Here is a 16,093-nt window from a genome sequence, read left to right as displayed (position 1 = left end):
GCCCCATGACCCTGCCCGACCGCTTCATCGACCATAACAGCCAGGAGGCCCAGTACCACGAGGCCGGGCTGGATGCGGTGGCCATTACCAATACCGCCCTTGATGCGCTGGGTGTCGGAATCAGCATGACGCAGCCCTTGCTAAAGACGGCAAACGGACCGAAATCATGAACATTATGAAACATGCCCTGAAAACCACCGCACTGGCGCTATGCGCCGGCCTGATGGCGGCACCGGTCATCCCTGCCGTCTTCCCCATTTCCGCAGCCCATGCGGCCGCCGCGTCCGACGCGCAGGTGCAGGAGCCGATCAAGGCCCTGTATGCTGCCCTCGACCGCGTGCAGGCCAAGGGTAGCGGCACGTTCGAGCAGCGCTCGCAGATGCTGGCACCGGCAATCGACCGCGCCTATGACATGGAGGCCGTGCTCGCCTCCTCCATCGGCCCGCGCTACGCCGCCCTGCCCGATGACCAGAAGCAGCAGCTTCTGACCACGTTCCGCCAGTTCACCATTGCCCGCTATGTCTCGAGCTTCAAGCCGGGCAGCGATGCGCGCTTCACCATCGAGCCTTCCGTCACGCCCTCCCCGGTGGGTAACGACCGCATTGTTATAACGCGCATCGGCTCATCCGATGACCCGAACGGCACCGAAATCAATTACGTGATGCGCTCGGGTGCAAAAGGCTGGCAGATCGTTGACGTGCTGCTCAATGCCCATATCAGCCAGGTTGCGGCACAGCGTGCAGATTTCAGCTCCGCCCTGTCTGGCGGGAATGTGCAAAAACTGACAAATCTGTTACAGAAGAAAATCAAGACCTTCTCGGAAGAGTAACCTGACTCTTCCCTGTCGTCTTTTTCATTTTGTTTCACGCGCGGGACCTTGCCGGAAAAATAATGTCTGTTTTTAACGCTCTTGTTTCACCCGCCGGACTGGCTGCGACTGTCGCGGCCGCCGGGTGCATGCAGGCAGCGATAGGCACTTTTCTGGTCTCGCGTTTCCGCTGGCAGGAAAAACGCGTTGACCGGGAAGTACCCCTGCCCCCGGTCTCCGTGCTCAAGCCGCTGCATGGCGATGAACCCCTGCTGGAGGAAGCCCTCGAAAGCTTCTGCACCCAGGACTATCCGCAGATGCAGATCGTCTTTGGCGTGCAGGCCGAGGATGATGCCGCCATTCCCATTGTCCGCCGCCTGATGGAACGCCATCCGGATGTGCAGATGGAACTGGTGATCGACCCCACCTTCCATGGCGTGAACCGCAAGATCGGCAACCTGATCAACATCATGAGGCGGGTTAAGCATGATGTGCTGGTCATTTCCGACTCGGACATTCATGTGGCACCCGATTACCTGCGCCATGTGGTGGGCGCCATGGTGCCCGACAATGTGGGGCTTGTGACCACGCTCTATGCAGGGCTGCCTGCCTCGAACACCGTGCCGCGCCTGCTTGCCGCCTGCCAGATCAACCACAACTTCCTGCCCGGCGTCATGCTGTCGCGCTACCTCGGGCGTCAGGACTGCCTTGGCGCCACCATGGCGCTGCGGCGCTCCATGCTCGACGCCATTGGCGGGCTCGAAGCCCTTGTGCCCCATGTGGCCGATGATGCAATTCTTGGCCGCTACGTGCGCGAGCATGGCAAGGATATTGCCATTGCCGCGTGCATGACATGGACCACCGTGGGCGAAACCTCGATGCGTGAGGTGCTGGCGCATGAACTGCGCTGGGGCCGCACCGTCAAGACACTGGAACCGGCGGGCTATGCGGCCTCGGCCATCCAGCTCCCCCTGTTCTGGGCCACTGTTGCGGTGCTGCTGGCACCGCACGCGGCATGGACATGGTTTTTCTTTCTTGGTGCGTGGGGATGGCGGGGCGTATGTTCCTTCATCCTTGACCGGACACTGGCGCAACGCAGCCTGCTGCCGTTGCTGCTGCTTCCCCTGCGTGACTGGATCTCAGCCGCAATCATGGTGGGCAGCGTTACGGGCACGAGGGTTGCCTGGCGGGGGCAGACAATGCATGTCACGCCCCATTCGGTCATGACACCACGATCGCAACCCGCCTCCCCCGGTGACTGACCCCCGCCGGACCGTTTAAAAACCCACCCTGTAGTCAATAAGAACGGGTATTAAGGGAACCCCGTTCCCCGCCAGAACCCGAGGATACGCGTAGCATGATGAAAACCCTGTTTCTCCAGCCGCCTTCGTTTGACGGATTCGACGGTGGGGCCGGTTCCCGCTATCAGGCCAAGCGGGAAATCAAGTCGTTCTGGTACCCGACCTGGCTGGCGCAGCCCGCCGCCATGGTCGAGGGCAGCCGCCTGATCGACGCACCGCCTGCCCGCATGGGCATGGAGCCGATCCTCGAAGACGTGCGCAACCGCGACCTCGTCATCATGCACACCTCCACGCCTTCCTTCGCATCGGACGTGCGCGTGGCCCAGATGCTCAAGGATGCCAACCCCAAGGTCAAGATCGGCATGGTTGGCGCCAAGGTGGCGGTGCAGCCCGAAGAGAGCCTGCTCAACGCCCCGCCGGTAGACTTCGTGGCCCGCAACGAGTTCGACTTCACCATCAAGGAAATGGCGGAAGGCCGCGAGTGGAAAGATGTCGATGGCATCTCCTGGCGCGACGCCGATGGCAAGATCGTGCACAACCGCGACCGCGCCATGATCGAGGACATGGACAGCCTGCCGTTCGTGACCGAGGTGTACAAGCGTGACCTGAAGATTGAAGATTACTTCATCGGTTACCTGATGCACCCCTACATCTCGATCTATACCGGCCGTGGCTGCAAGTCGCGCTGCACCTTCTGCCTGTGGCCGCAGACCGTGGGTGGCCATCACTACCGCACCCGCAGCCCCGAGCACGTGGCTGCCGAAATCCGCTTGGCGAAGCAGTATTTCCCGCAGGTGAAGGAATTCTTCTTCGACGACGACACCTTCACCGATGACCTGCCCCGCGCCGAGGCGATTGCCAAGGAACTGGGCAAGCTGGGCGTGACCTGGTCGTGCAACGCCAAGGCCAATGTGCCCCGCAAGACGCTGGAAGTGCTCAAGGCCAATGGCCTGCGCCTGCTGCTGGTCGGTTACGAGAGCGGCAACCAGCAGATCCTGCACAACATCAAGAAGGGCATGCGCGTCGAGACGGCCCGCGAGTTCACCAAGAACTGCCACGAACTCGGCATCAAGATCCATGGCACCTTCATCCTCGGCCTGCCGGGCGAGACGAAGGAAACCATTCAGGAAACCATCCGCTTTGCAACCGAGATCAACCCGCACACGCTGCAGGTCTCGCTGGCAGCGCCCTATCCCGGCACGTTCCTGCACCAGCAGGCGACCGAGAATGGCTGGCTGGATGAAAAGAACGCCGAACTGATCGATGATAACGGCGTGCAGATCGCGCCGCTGCACTACCCGCACCTGTCGCACACCGAAATCTTCCAGAGCGTGGAAGAATTCTACCGGAAGTTCTACTTCCGCGCGCCCAAGATCGCCTCGATCCTGAACGAGATGGTGCGCAGCCCGCAGATGATGAAGCGCCGCCTGCGCGAAGGGGTGGAGTTCTTCCAGTTCCTGCGCGAACGCCGCGCGGCCTGATCACGCCACGCCACATGCCGGAACCTTCGGGTTCCGGCATTTCTTTTTTCAAGCCACCCGGTTTTCCAGCATGAAGCGCGTCATCATATCCGCCGATGATTTCGGCCTGTCGGAAGAAGTCAACGAGGCCATCGAGATCGCCCACCGGGATGGATTGCTGTCAACCGCAAGCCTCATGGTATCCGGCCCTGCCGCCGCCGATGCCGTGCGCCGGGCGAAAAAACTGCCTGACCTGCGGGTGGGGCTGCATCTTGTGGCCATTGAAGGCCCGGCCACCCTGCCGCCTGCCGATATTCCGCTGCTGGTGCCGCAGGATGGACTGTTCCCCTCCGACCAGCTCAAGCTGGGGGTTGAGTATTTCTTCCGCCCTGCCGTGCGCCGTGAACTCGCCGCCGAAATCGAGGCGCAGTTCCGCGCCTTTGCCGCCACGGGGCTGGCGCTGGACCACGCCAACGCGCACAAGCACATGCACCTGCACCCCACCGTGGGGCGCTACCTGATTGAAAGCGGCCTGCGCCACGGCCTGCGCGCCGTGCGCGTGCCGCTTGAGCCACCCGAGCCGCTGCGGGCGGCCGGCACCTATGCCGATACGCTGGGCGATGCCGCCCTGCGGCGCTGGACCGGGCTTTTGCGCCATCAGGCACACAAGGCCGGGCTGGTGACGAATGACTGGTGCTTTGGCCTGGCCTGGAGCGGGCACATGACCACCGAGCGCGTCTCGGCGCTGGCTGCCCACCTGCCTGATGGCCTGTCGGAAATCTATTTCCACCCGGCCACGGCCAAGAACAAACTGTTGCAGAGGCTCATGCCGACTTACGAGCATGAGGCCGAGTTCCGCACGCTGTGCGCGCCGGGCTTCCGCTCCGGGCTGGCCCATGCGGGGGCAACACCCACCACATGGACCGATGTCGCCTGTGGGCGCTGAACAAGCAGGATAAAAGTTTTTGGGTGCCGCCTTTTTTCAAAAAGGCGGCTTTTTTTGAAACTTTTACTGATGATCAGCCCAGCTTGGATTCAACCCATGCCTTGAGCTGGCTCTTGGGCATGGCGCCGGTCTGCTGGGCCACGGGCTTGCCGTCCTTGAACAGGACCAGGGTGGGAATGCTGCGCACGCCATATTCATTGGGGGTGCGAAGGTTGTTGTCGATATCGACCTTGGCCACCGTCATGCGGCCCTTGAACTCGCCGCCGAGTTCCTCAAGCGCTGGCGCGATCATCTTGCACGGGCCGCACCATTCAGCCCAGAAATCAACCAGAACCGGCTCTTTTGCGTCAAGAACCAGGGTCTTGAACTGGTCGTCGCTGACCGCAATCGTGTTTTCGCTCATCACTTAATTCTCCCTTTAGGGCAGCCGGGGCCGCCCTGGTGCGTGCGTCCTGCTGACATGGCAATCACCCGGCACTCGGTCAAGCCTGTACCGATTTCTTTAAGGCAACCCTGTCCGGTGCATAATGATCGAGCAACGCCGCAGGCAGGATGTCAACGCGCACACCCTCGGTCCAGACCAGCACGCACACAACCTGCCTGCCAGGATAGACCCCGCGCAGCAGGGCGCGGTAGGCCGCCATCTGCCGCAGGTAGAGCACCGGGGTCTGGCCAATATCGGCGGGCGGGTGGCGGTTGGTCTTGAAGTCGCACACCGTAACCGTATCGGCATTGACCGCCATGCGGTCCACCTGCCCCACGATCACCTGCTCGCCCACGATTCCGGCCAGCGGCTGCTCCACGCGGCTGCCGGGCGCAAACAGGGCCGCAAGCTCCGGCCTGTCCATGACTTCGAGCACCTCCGCCACCAGTTCATCACACAGATCTGGCGCAAGCCCCGCTGCCGGGCGCGACAGCCAGGCATGGGCCAGGTCCGCCCGCGCATCAGGCGCGCAGTCGGGCAGGTATTGCAACAGGGCATGCACCAGTTGCCCGCGTTGCAGGGCGCGGGCGCGGCGCGCCGTGGCATCCGCCCGGTCGCGCACCGTGCTGGCCGCAACCAGCGGCGAGCGCACGGCAGGCTGCGGGCCAAGGGCCACGTCATCGGGCCGGCTGGGTGCAAGCGGGCGGGCCAGCGGCCCCTCCGCCACGGGCAGCACGGGCCGCCACAGCGGCGCGTGGCCCATCCAGTCCGGCAGGGCAACCGGCTCCGCATCCAGCGCCGGGGCCTGCGCCCTGGGCATGGGGGCAGGCACGCTGCGCTTTTCCTCCAGCACAAGGCTTTCGCCCTCCCAGCCCAGATCGAAGGGGCGGGCCTCGGCGCCCGCCTGCTCGAAGCCACGGTGGCACAGGTCGTACCAGCAGCCATCGGGCACGCCCCGGCTCGGCTTCCAGCCGCAGACCACCAGCCGGTCGCTCGCCCGGGTCAGCGCCACGTAGAGCAGGCGGTTATATTCCTCTGCCGCCTCCTGTTTTATCTTTTCCTGCATCGCGGCGGTCAGCTCAGTGGCCAGTTCGCGGCGGGGTACCCAGATGGGAATGTCGAGGCCGGTCTGCCGGTCCTTTTTCCACAGGATGTTGGTGTCCGAACGCGGGCTGGCGATGGTATCGGGCAGCACCACCAGCCGCGCCTGCAGCCCCTTGGCCCCGTGCGCGGTCATGACGCGCACCATGTTGGCCGAGGCATCGGGTTCATGGCGCACGGTCTCGTCCGATGCATTGAGCCAGTGCAGGAAGCCCTGCAGCGAGATGGCATGCGCCTCCTCGAAACGGAGTGCGGCGGAGAGCAGTTCATCCACCGGCTCCACCGCCTCCGGCCCGAGGCGGGCCAGCAGCCGGGTGCGCCCGCCCAGCGGGCCAAGGGCCTCGGCCAGAAGCTGGTAGGGCGTTGCGTAATCCACCTGCCGGAACAGCGTGTTGAGGATATGCCACGCCGCCGCCCAGTCGGGCCGCTCGGCATGGCGCGCGCGCAGCACGGCCCACAGCGGCTTGCCATCACGCCCCGTTGCCAGATGCATGAGCGATTCATCATCCAGCCCGCCAATGGGCGAAGTCAGCACGCAGGCCAGCGTCAGGTCATCCTGCGGCAGGAGCAGGCACGCGCACAGCGCCATGAGGTCCTGCACCGCAAGCTGGTCGGTCAGCACGGTGCGCACGAGGGTGGCCACCGGCACGTCGTTGGTCTTGAGCGCACGGATCAGGGCACGGGCAAAGGCCGAGCGGCGCGGCACGAGAATCAGCACATCCCCCGGCGCAAGTGGTGCCTCGCCCGGTGCGGGCGGCCTGCGCAACTCCGCTGCGATCCAGGCGGCCAGCGTATCGGCCAGGCGCTGCTGGGCGGTGGACTGGCCCGCATTGTGGGTGGGGGCCTGCCAGGGGCTGACCGCCTCGCCATCATCTTCCACCGGCACGGGGGGCCAGATCTCCACCCGGCCGCCCTGGCCGGGGCGGGCGGTGACATGGGGGGGAATGGTGCCATCAGGCTCGGCCACGCCACGGGCGGCGGCAGGATTGGCGAATACGCTGTCCACCAGTTTGAGCACCGGGGCGGTGGAGCGGAAGGAGACGGTCAGGGCCGGTTCGCGCCACAGGGCCTCGGCTGCGGCCGCACGCTGGCGAAAACGCTGCCGCCACGCGCGGAAGGCCTCGGGATCGGCGCCCTGAAACGAATAGATGGACTGCTTGTAGTCCCCCACCGCGAAGATGGTGCGCGGCGTGCCTTCGTCCTCATGCGTGCCCTCGCCTGCGAAGAACTCCGCCGTCAGGCCGCCTGCAATGGCCCACTGGTCGGGCGAGGTATCCTGCACCTCATCGAGCAGCAGGTGGTCGATGCCACCATCGAGCTTGTATAGCACCCATGCCGCACCGGGGTCGCGCAGTAGTTCGAGCGTGCGGTCGATCAGGTCGTCATAATCAACCATGCCCTGCGCGCTCTTGCGCGTGGCGTAACGCTCGAGCACCGGCTGGGCGACCGAGAGCAGCGCGCAGGTGAGTTCAAACACCGTGATGGCGCGCATCTGCTGCTCGATGGCGATGATGCGCGTGGCCTCGGCCAGAAGCTGCTCGACCAGAACCGGGCGCAGGGTGGCAAGCTTCGCATTCAGGCCGCCACGCTGCCGGGGGGCGCCATCGTTCTTGAGCAGTGCCTTGCGCCACACGGGCCATTGCGCCGCGCGGGTGGTCGCATCCTGCCCCAGCCAGTCCAGCATGGTTTCGGCCTGCGTCCTGACCGTGGGTGATCCTTCCTGCGCCGCGAAACGCAGGCCATCACGCAGGGCGTCCTCATCGGGGATGGTGGCGCAGGCCTGGCGCAGCACCTCCTCCACACTGCGCCCGCTTATGCCCAGCAGGCGCATCAGGGCGGCCTCGACACTGGCCCGGTCGCGCACCCATTGCCGCGCCACCGGCAGCATGCGGCGGGCATGCGCCTGTAGCCGCGCAATCAGGGACGTAAAGTCACCCACGCCAATCTGGCCTGCCAGCAGCCCCACGGCGGGGCCACCCGCGCCCACCACGTCCTCAACCGCGGCACGCTGGGCCAGGCGGGCATCGGTCTCCTCGATCAGGGTGAAATGCGGGCTGATCGCGGCCTCGATGGGGAAGCGGCGCAGCAGCGACTGGCAGAAGGCATGGATGGTGCCGATGCGCATGCCGCCGGGCAGGTCGAGCACGCGGGCAAAGAGTTCGCGCGCCACCTCCCGCGTGCGGTCATCCACCGGCACGGACAGGCGGGCAAGCTCGCCATCAAGCGCCGCATCGGGCAGCATGACCCACTGGCCCAGCCGGTCCTGCAGGCGGATCGACATTTCCGCCGCCGCCGCCTTGGTGAAGGTCAGGCACAGGATGCGACCGGGATCGCTGCCCGCAACGCGGGTGGGCACGCCGTCACGGTCGGGCACGTCACGCGGCAGCATGAGCCGCAGCAGCCGGTCGATCAGCAGCTTGGTCTTGCCACTGCCCGCCGAGGCAGAAACGAATACCGAGGCCTGCGGGTCGGATGCCTGGGCCTGGCTGGCATTGGCAAGGCCGATGGCGTCCATCGTGCTGTCGGCCTTTTGGGGGGAGGCGTTCATCCGCCATTCTCCTCACGCGCCGCACTCCATTCCGCAACGCGGGCCAGATGGGCGTAATCGGCAAAGCGGGGTTCCTCGCCGGGATAGGGGTGCGACAGGTAAGGCTGGCCGGGATTGTCATACCCGGCCACCAGAGCGCGCAGCCCCGCGCGGCACGATGCGATCAGTTCGGTCAGTTCCGCCCCGCGCGCCACGTCAAGCACCAGGGCGGGCACATGGCCACCGGTCAGGCGCCAGTACACCAGTTCCGCCACCGTGCCCGCCACGGGAGGTGGAAAGCCGCCACTCTCAATCATCGCGGCCTCAAGCACCAGTTGCGACTGCCAGCCCTCCAGCACGCTGCGGCGCGTGGGCAGGGTGCCGGTCTTGTAATCGAACAGGCTCAGCGTGCCATCATCGTGCCGGTCGATCCGGTCGGCCCGGCCACGCAGGGTAAAGGGGCCGCCGGGCAGGTCTTCAAGCTGCATCCGGCCACCCAGTTCGGTCAGCACCGTGCGCTTGCCACCCGCCATGCAGCGCGCCTGTTCGGTCGCAGCACACCATGTGGCGATGCGCTCCAGCCTGGGCGCCCACCACGCGGCAAGTGCGGGGCGCAGTTCGGCCGCGCGCAGCACATCGGCAAAGATGGCCTGCATCCGTGCTTCGCCATCAGCAGGCCAGCCGGTGGGGTGGGCGCGGAACCAGCGGTCAAGCGCCGCGTGCACGATCTGGCCGTAATCCGCTGCATCGGCCAGTTCCTCGAGGTCGGGCAGGCGGTTGAGGCGCAGGATGCGGCGGGCATAGATGGCGTAGGGGTCGCGCATCCATGTCTCGATCTCGGTCACCGACAGGCTGCGCGGGCGCAGGGAAACTGCCGGGCAGGGGCGCGGCGGGCTTGCGGGCTGCACCAGCCCGCCGGGCGGGCGGTCGAGGCTGTCCAGCCAGCGCAGGGCGGGGTGCGTCGGCAGGGCATGGTCGTGGCCTGCCAGATAGGCATTGAGCCTGACCAGCCACCGCGCGGGCACGGTGGGCGCGCCCTGCCGCCGTGCCGCCATGGACAGCACCACCCTTGGCGCAGCACAGGCGCACGCAACAAAGTCATGCGCGGCCTGCCCTATGGCCCATTCCGGCGAGGGCAGGCCCACGCGGGTGCGCATGGGGCGGCTCATCCATGGCCCCGGATCGGTGGCGGGAGGCCAGACGGTTTCCACAAGGCCGCCGAGCACGATGGTATCGGCGGTCTGCAATCGCGCCTCGAGCAGGCCCCAGATGAACACGCGCGGATGCACCGCCGTGCCCTCGCGCCCGCGCACCGCGCGCCGCCCCTGCACCGTCATGCCTGCAAGCGATGAGGCCAGCAGCCCGTCAAGCGCGCCAAGCCGGGCCTCGGGCAACACGTCGCACCATGCCAGCATGGCACTCATATGCTGGCCCAGCGCATTGCCTTCCTCGCCTGCCCAAAGGCGCTCGGCGCCATCGGTGGTATCGGTCGCGGCAAGGGCCTGCGCGGTCTCGATCAGGGCGGCAAGCAGGGTGGAAACCGGCACCAGACTGGCGCGTGGCAGCGCCAGCAGCGGGCCGAGGGCCGTTTCGAGCCGGTTGATGAAGGCGGTGATTTCCTCCGGCGCGTCAGGCGCATCGGCCAATGCGCCGTGCGGGTCTTTTGCCGCCCGGGCCAGCGCGCCGCGCAGCCCGGCAATGCCCGGTGGCGGGGCGGGGCCACGCAGCACCAGCCGCTCGAGCTGGCGGGCGCTGGCGCGGCAGTTGCCCGGCGCAAGGCCGCACGCCGCCAGCGGGTGCTTGATGACCGAAAGCAGCGCCACGGGCGAGAGCCCGCCATCCACCGCCTGTATGATGAGCCGCAGGAAGGCGGTCTGCGGTATGGTGAGCAGGCTTTCGCCCGCGCTGTCATCGGCAATGACGCCCCAGCGCACCAGCTCGGTGGCAACGCGCCCGGCCAGCGCGCGGTCGGGGGTGACGAGGGCGGCCCGCCTGCCCGGCTGCTCGAGCACCTGGCGCAGCACCATGGCAATGGCGGCGGCTTCCTCCTGCTGGTCGGTGCTGCGCAGTACCGACAGGCCATCGGCCATGACCGGGGCCTCGGGGTCGCGCCAGCCCGCCAGCGCATGGGCGGGCAGCAGGGCGCGGGCCAGCAGGCTGGCGCGCGCGATGGGGCTGCTGGCGACGCACCCTTTGGGCACCTCCCCCCACCGTTCCATGCAACTCCGCTCAAGGCCGAGTTCGGCCAGCATGTGCGCGGTGCCCGCCTGCGGGTGGTCCGGCGGCAGGTTGCACCAGACGTTATCGGCGCAGTCCATGTCCACGCCCGGCAGCACCAGCAGCCCATCGGGCAGCGAAAGGACGGCACGCAGCATGGCGATGGTGGATGGCACCGCATCGGAAAAACCCGCCGCCCAGATGGGGTAGCCTGCAGGGGGGGGTGTTTCCAGCCACCGCGCGGCCTGCGCGTGCAGCAGGGCGGTCTGGCGGGCGACGGGGTTCATTACCCCCTGCTCGGCCAGCCAGGCGGGCCAGACCTGGGTGATGATGGACAGGAACTGCACGGTCAAATGCCAGTGCTGGGCAAAATCACCCTCGGCGGCATGGGGCAGGCGGTCATGCAGGTCGCATTCGGCCCATTCCGCCTCATCCATCAGCTCGGCCAGCGCGCGGGCAAGCGGCCAGGCCTGGTCCACGCCCTGCACATCACCAAAAGCGCGGCCCGCCTGCATGACCAGCAGCGTAAGCGTGGCAAGGCGGCGCACGGGATCGACCGCCGGTGGCAGGTCGAGCGCGTTGCGGCCCGACAGCGCAAGGGCCGCCTCATCAAGCCCGGCAATGGGGGCGATGCGCGGCAGCAGGATGGGGCGGCCATCGACCTGCCGCACGAAGGCCTCGGTCAGGGCGCGGGCGGCGCGGCGGCTGGGCAGCAGGATCAGCCCGTTGCCACAGGCCTGCGCGTCATGCCCCGCATGCGCCAGCCAGCGCGCGGCGATCTGGTCTACAAACGGCACATGCGGCGGAATGACGGCGGCGCGACCACGCAGGCAGGTCGCTTCGGGCTGCGTCATAGGCCGGTGTCCGAATCCGGGTTGAGGGTTGAATGCAGCACGCGCTCGGCGGCTGCGATATCGGCCGGGCGCGAGAGGTGGAACCACAGCGAATCATGCACGATCACGCCCAGCCGGCCCGCCTCCATCGCCCGGTCCCACAGGCGGTTCATGCTGAAGCCGCCCTCGGGTGCGGCATCAAACAGCCGGGGCGAGACGATCTGCACGCCGGTAAAGACATAGGGCGTGATCTCACCCGCGCGCGGGCGGCGCGGCCTGCCGTGGGCATCAACGGCAAAATCGCCATGGCCCACCTCGCCCACCGCGCGCGTCATGCTGCCAAGCAGCAGCATGGCGTCCATGGAGGCGGGGTCGAACGCTGCCGCCAGCCGCCGCAGGGCGGGCACCGGGCCATTGAGCCACATGGCATCACCATTGAGCAGGAAGAACGGGTCCGGTCCGATCCGGCCCGCGCGCAAAGCACTTGCCGCGCTCCCGCCGGTTTCCAGCAGGGTATCCTCGACCTGCTCGACGGTGCGCGGGCCGCGATGGGCGGCCGCACGCGCGGCAAGGGCTGCGTGGATGGCATCGGGCTGCCAGTGGGCATTGACCACCACCTGCGCAACCCCCGCTGCCTCGAGCCGGTCGAGCACGTGGTCCAGAATCGGCTGGCCCGCCACGGGCAGCAGCGGCTTGGGCACCGATTCGCTCAACGGCCGCATGCGGCGGCCCAGCCCTGCGGCAAAAACCATGGCAGTACGGGGCATGTTCACGCTCATGGGGCATCTCCTGTATCGGGGTTCGTCAACGGCGCCAGCCGGGCCGCATTGCCTGCCAGCCGGGCCACGCGCCCGCCCGCGGCATCGGGCACAAGGCTCACGCGCAGCGCATCAGGGGGCGTAAGGACGCCCAGCCGGTCTGGCCATTCCACCAGCACGATGCCCTCGCAAGCCTCATCCCACCCCAGCTCATGCAGGGCGTCAGGCCCATCAAGCCGCCACAGGTCAAAATGCGAGACCGGGGCTACCGGGGCCTCATACACCTGCACCAGAGTATAGGACGGGCTGGGCACTTCCATTTCCCCGTCCGCACACAGGGCGCGCAGCAGGGCGCGGGCCAGCGTGGTCTTGCCAGCGCCCAGATCACCTTCGAGCAGCACGACATCGCCGGGGCGCAGCACTGCGGCCAGTGCCCGGCCCAGCGCCTGCGTGGCCCCGGAGTCGGGCAGGGAAATTTCATGCCGGGAAAAGTTTGCATCCATGCCGGCCAGTGTGCCCCTGCGCCGCCCCGGCGCACAAGGGGCATGACAGGGCGCGCGCGGAAAACCACGTTCCTGCCCCACGCCCCGATTATGTTAAGGAGAAATGTCTTTTCAATAGTTTAGCGCCATTGCGCACGCCATCGTCATGCGCCGGGATGCGCCGGGGCACGCCCGAGGCTTGCGCCAGCGGGCACAACCAAGCAAAACCGCACCTGACATATGCCTTTACCCAGACCATGGACTGCAGGACAGCCGAGCCGGACATGACCACGCCCTCCCCCACCCACACCACCGATGTCGCCATTATCGGCGCAGGCCCTGCCGGGCTGTTCGCCGCCTTTGAATGCGGCATGCTCAAACTTGGCTGCGTGCTGATTGACGCGCTTGATGAAATTGGCGGCCAGTGCGCAGCGCTCTACCCCGAAAAACCGATCTATGACATTCCCGCCCACCCCGCCATCGAGGGTGGCGCGCTGATCGAGGCCCTTGACCGCCAGATCGCGCCCTTTGACGTGCCACGCCTGCTTGGCCGCCGGGTTGAGCGCCTTGAGGGCACGCGCGGCAGTTTCCGCCTGGGCACCACCAAGGGCGACGTGATCGAAGCCCGCGCCGTGATCATTGCGGCCGGTGCGGGCGCATTTGGCCCCAACCGCCCCCCGCTTGAGGGGCTGACCGCGTTCGAGGCCACGGGCAGCGTGCAGTATTTCGTGCGCCGCCGCGCCGATTTTGCGGGCAGGGACGTGCTGATTGCAGGCGGTGGCGACTCAGCGGTGGACTGGGCGCTGTCATTGCGCGAGGTGGCGCGCAGCGTGAAGCTGGTGCACCGCCGCGACCGCTTTCGCGCCGCCCCCGAAAGCCTGCGCCAGCTTGACGAGGCCGTCAGCCGGGGCGAGGTGGAAAAGATCATCGGCTACCAACTCCATGGCCTGCACGGCACGAACGGCGCGCTTGCGGGCGTGGACCTTGCAACGCTTGATGGCACGATCAGGCATGTGGCGTGCGACCACCTGCTGCCCTTCTTCGGGCTGGCGACCGACCTCGGGCCGATTGCCCAGTGGGGGCTCGACACCATGCGCGGCACCATTCCCGTTACCCCTTCCACCTGCGAGAGCAGCCTGCCCGGCATTTTCGCGGTGGGCGATGTGGCGACCTATCCCGGCAAGCTCAAGCTGATCCTGCAGGGCTTTACCGAAGGGGCCATGGCGGCCCACGCCATCCACCCCATCGTGCACCCGGATACGGCGCTGCATTTTGAATATTCAACCAGCAAGGGCGTGCCCGCAGGCTGACGGGTGGCGGATTCCAGCCATCCGGTCCTGTCATAACTCAAACGGTTGACCATTGCTTCCGTGTGGCGCATCCCCGATGTGTTGATGACGGAAGAATAAGGGACAGACCGTGAAAGTTATCGTTCTGGGCGCAGGCGTGGTTGGCGTGACGGCGGCATGGTATCTCGCCAAGGAAGGCCACGAGGTCACGGTCATTGACCGCCAGCCCGCCGCCGTGATGGAAACCTCGTTTGCCAATGCGGGCCAGATTTCGCCGGGGTTCTCTTCCCCCTGGGCCGAGCCCGCGCTGCCGCTCAAGGTACTGCGCTGGATGGCCGGGCCGCATGCGCCCATCGTCGTGCGCCCGCGCCTCGACTTCGCCATGATGCGCTGGCTCGAGCAGCTTCTGGCCAACTGCAACGCGCATGACTACGATATCAACAAGTCCCGCATGCTGCGCATCGCGACCTACAGCCGCGACTGCCTTGATGCCCTGCGCCGCGATACCGGCATCACCTATGATGACGAACAGCGTGGCCTGATCCAGCTTTTCCGCACGCAAAAGCAGGTGGACGCCGCCGCCCGCGACATGAAGCTGCTCGACCTTGCGGGCATCGCCCACGAGTTCCTCAGCCCTGATGACATTGCCCGCCACGAGCCGGGCCTGATGGAAAACCGCCACCTGTTTCAGGGCGGGCTGCGCCTGCCCGGCGATGAATCGGGCGACTGCCACATGTTTACCACCCGCCTGGCCCAGAAGGCGGAGGAAGAACTCGGCGTCACCTTCCATTACGAGACCAATATCGAAGCCCTCGATGCCTCGGCGACTGACATCCTCGGCGTGCGCACGTCTGTGGGCCGCATGACGGCGGATGCCTACGTGGTGTCGATGGGCAGCTATTCCCCTCTGCTGCTGCGCCCGCTGGGCATCAAGCTGCCGGTCTACCCCACCAAGGGCTATTCGCTGACGCTGCCGGTAACCGATCCCGCCCGCGCGCCGGTTTCCACCGTCAATGACGCGACCCACAAAGTCTCGATCACGCGGCTGGGCGACCGCATCCGCATTGGCGGCACGGCGGAACTGACGGGCTACAACCTGCGCCTGAGCCGCGACCGGCGCGAACTGCTTGAACTCTCGTTCAGCGAACTGTTCGGCACGGGCGGCGACCTGTCGCAGGGTGCCTACTGGACCGGGCTGCGCCCGAGCACGCCCGATGGCACGCCGGTAATCGGGCCTGCAGGCCGCTTTGCCAATCTGTGGCTCAATACCGGGCATGGCACGCTGGGCTGGACCATGGCCTGCGGCTCGGGCCGCGTGCTGGCCGACCGCATGAGCAACAAGCCCACCGAGATCCCCTGCCTCGACCTGTCCATCGACCGCTACGCCACGGCCTGAAGCCGGACAGGCCTTTCAAACAGGGTGCCGCCTTTGCGCAACAAGGCGGCACCGCCCGGATTTGGCGCAAAAAAAGCCCGGCATAAGCCGGGCTTTTTTCTTGCCGCCGTAACCAGCCCACAACGGAGCCGGTTACGGGCATGCGGGAATTACTGAGCGGCCGGGGCAGCAGCAGCCGGAGCCGCCGCGTCCTTCTTGGCACCATGATGGTGCGTGCCATTGTGATGGCGGCCACTGTGATGCTTCTTCTTCGCACCTGCTTCTTCAGCGGGGGCCGAGGCATCGGCTGCGTCAGGCACGTGCTGCGGCGCGGAAACGGCCGGGGTGGTCGGCTCGGCGGTCTGCGCCATGACAGGTGCTGCAACGCCCATGACGGCAACAGCGGACAGGGCAGCCAGGAAACGACGGGTGGAAACGATCATATAAAAATACTCCAGGACTCAGGACTGTATGTCCCAATAGGCCAGTGGGCTGACGAATCGTGCCAACCGGTCTGGCTTCCCTGATCTAACATGAAGCAGGAAAGCCGTCCTGAATTAAAATTCTTAAAT

General features: G+C 66.5%; 12 protein-coding genes. 6 read left to right on the top strand and 6 right to left on the bottom strand.

The genetic code is table 11. The features are described from left to right. The first annotated feature begins 166 nt into the window (after positions 1-166). From QEG70_RS16615 to hpnK, 4 genes are all read left to right on the top strand, one after another. Positions 167-829, top strand: coding sequence for an ABC transporter substrate-binding protein (locus tag QEG70_RS16615; protein ID WP_308721628.1), 663 nt, complete (start codon positions 167-169; stop codon positions 827-829). A gap of 62 nt (positions 830-891) precedes the next feature. Further along, the gene (hpnI, locus tag QEG70_RS16610) at positions 892-2,070 is read left to right on the top strand and encodes a bacteriohopanetetrol glucosamine biosynthesis glycosyltransferase HpnI (RefSeq protein ID WP_308721627.1); all 1,179 of its coding nucleotides are present in this window, start codon (positions 892-894) and stop codon (positions 2,068-2,070) included. Between the two features lie 95 nt (positions 2,071-2,165). Next, positions 2,166-3,590 (top strand): hopanoid biosynthesis associated radical SAM protein HpnJ, encoded by a 1,425-nt coding sequence (hpnJ, locus tag QEG70_RS16605; RefSeq protein WP_061272758.1) that lies wholly within the window; start codon positions 2,166-2,168, stop codon positions 3,588-3,590. A gap of 70 nt (positions 3,591-3,660) precedes the next feature. Beyond that, positions 3,661-4,515, top strand: a complete 855-nt coding sequence (gene hpnK / locus QEG70_RS16600; protein ID WP_308721626.1) for a hopanoid biosynthesis-associated protein HpnK — start codon at positions 3,661-3,663, stop codon at positions 4,513-4,515. 73 nt (positions 4,516-4,588) lie between these two features. Here the strand turns inward: hpnK and trxA are convergent, their stop codons facing one another. The 5 genes from trxA to tsaE all read right to left on the bottom strand — a co-directional run bounded on the left by trxA (position 4,589) and on the right by tsaE (position 12,878). After that, complete coding sequence (trxA, locus tag QEG70_RS16595) at positions 4,589-4,918, bottom strand: thioredoxin (RefSeq protein ID WP_308721625.1); 330 nt, start codon at positions 4,916-4,918, stop codon at positions 4,589-4,591. Between the two features lie 79 nt (positions 4,919-4,997). Then, the gene (gene addA, locus QEG70_RS16590) at positions 4,998-8,588 is read right to left on the bottom strand and encodes a double-strand break repair helicase AddA (protein WP_308721624.1); all 3,591 of its coding nucleotides are present in this window, start codon (positions 8,586-8,588) and stop codon (positions 4,998-5,000) included. Then, positions 8,585-11,638 (bottom strand): double-strand break repair protein AddB, encoded by a 3,054-nt coding sequence (gene addB / locus QEG70_RS16585; protein ID WP_308721623.1) that lies wholly within the window; start codon positions 11,636-11,638, stop codon positions 8,585-8,587. The genes addA and addB overlap by 4 nt, the downstream gene beginning before the upstream one ends. Beyond that, positions 11,635-12,396, bottom strand: a complete 762-nt coding sequence (locus QEG70_RS16580) for a nucleotidyltransferase family protein (RefSeq protein ID WP_308721622.1) — start codon at positions 12,394-12,396, stop codon at positions 11,635-11,637. Before QEG70_RS16580 ends, addB begins: the two co-directional genes overlap by 4 nt. Then, positions 12,393-12,878 carry a tRNA (adenosine(37)-N6)-threonylcarbamoyltransferase complex ATPase subunit type 1 TsaE gene (gene tsaE, locus QEG70_RS16575; protein ID WP_308721621.1) on the bottom strand — a complete coding sequence of 162 codons (486 nt, stop codon included), beginning with the start codon at positions 12,876-12,878 and terminating at the stop codon, positions 12,393-12,395. Before tsaE ends, QEG70_RS16580 begins: the two co-directional genes overlap by 4 nt. Positions 12,879-13,141: 263 nt before the next feature. Here tsaE and QEG70_RS16570 point away from each other — a divergent pair, with 263 nt between their 5' ends. Together QEG70_RS16570 and QEG70_RS16565 are read left to right on the top strand one after the other, a co-directional pair. Then, positions 13,142-14,167, top strand: a complete 1,026-nt coding sequence (locus QEG70_RS16570) for an NAD(P)/FAD-dependent oxidoreductase (protein ID WP_308721620.1) — start codon at positions 13,142-13,144, stop codon at positions 14,165-14,167. Positions 14,168-14,276: 109 nt separating this feature from the next. After that, complete coding sequence (locus tag QEG70_RS16565) at positions 14,277-15,542, top strand: D-amino acid dehydrogenase (RefSeq protein WP_308721619.1); 1,266 nt, start codon at positions 14,277-14,279, stop codon at positions 15,540-15,542. Between the two features lie 149 nt (positions 15,543-15,691). Here the strand turns inward: QEG70_RS16565 and QEG70_RS16560 are convergent, their stop codons facing one another. Further along, positions 15,692-15,964 carry a hypothetical protein gene (locus tag QEG70_RS16560; RefSeq protein WP_308721618.1) on the bottom strand — a complete coding sequence of 91 codons (273 nt, stop codon included), beginning with the start codon at positions 15,962-15,964 and terminating at the stop codon, positions 15,692-15,694. Between the last annotated feature and the right edge of the window lie 129 nt (positions 15,965-16,093).

Origin of the sequence: Komagataeibacter xylinus, from assembly GCF_031081985.1 — a bacterium.
Classification (GTDB): domain Bacteria; phylum Pseudomonadota; class Alphaproteobacteria; order Acetobacterales; family Acetobacteraceae; genus Komagataeibacter; species Komagataeibacter xylinus_E.
Note: the sequence above shows the minus strand (reverse complement) of the source record. Positions and strands in the feature narration are given on the sequence as shown.

Excerpts from the sequence above, each read along its gene's own strand:
- hpnI (WP_308721627.1), top strand. The coding sequence starts at position 892 with ATGTCTGTTTTTAACGCTCTTGTTTCACCCGCCGGACTGGCTGCGACT.
- QEG70_RS16580 (WP_308721622.1), bottom strand. The coding sequence starts at position 12,396 with ATGAGCGTGAACATGCCCCGTACTGCCATGGTTTTTGCCGCAGGGCTG.
- addA (WP_308721624.1), bottom strand. The coding sequence starts at position 8,588 with ATGAACGCCTCCCCCCAAAAGGCCGACAGCACGATGGACGCCATCGGC.
- hpnK (WP_308721626.1), top strand. The coding sequence starts at position 3,661 with ATGAAGCGCGTCATCATATCCGCCGATGATTTCGGCCTGTCGGAAGAA.
- addB (WP_308721623.1), bottom strand. The coding sequence starts at position 11,638 with ATGACGCAGCCCGAAGCGACCTGCCTGCGTGGTCGCGCCGCCGTCATT.
- QEG70_RS16560 (WP_308721618.1), bottom strand. The coding sequence starts at position 15,964 with ATGATCGTTTCCACCCGTCGTTTCCTGGCTGCCCTGTCCGCTGTTGCC.
- QEG70_RS16615 (WP_308721628.1), top strand. The coding sequence starts at position 167 with ATGAACATTATGAAACATGCCCTGAAAACCACCGCACTGGCGCTATGC.
- QEG70_RS16570 (WP_308721620.1), top strand. The coding sequence starts at position 13,142 with ATGACCACGCCCTCCCCCACCCACACCACCGATGTCGCCATTATCGGC.
- hpnJ (WP_061272758.1), top strand. The coding sequence starts at position 2,166 with ATGATGAAAACCCTGTTTCTCCAGCCGCCTTCGTTTGACGGATTCGAC.
- tsaE (WP_308721621.1), bottom strand. The coding sequence starts at position 12,878 with ATGGATGCAAACTTTTCCCGGCATGAAATTTCCCTGCCCGACTCCGGG.
- trxA (WP_308721625.1), bottom strand. The coding sequence starts at position 4,918 with ATGAGCGAAAACACGATTGCGGTCAGCGACGACCAGTTCAAGACCCTG.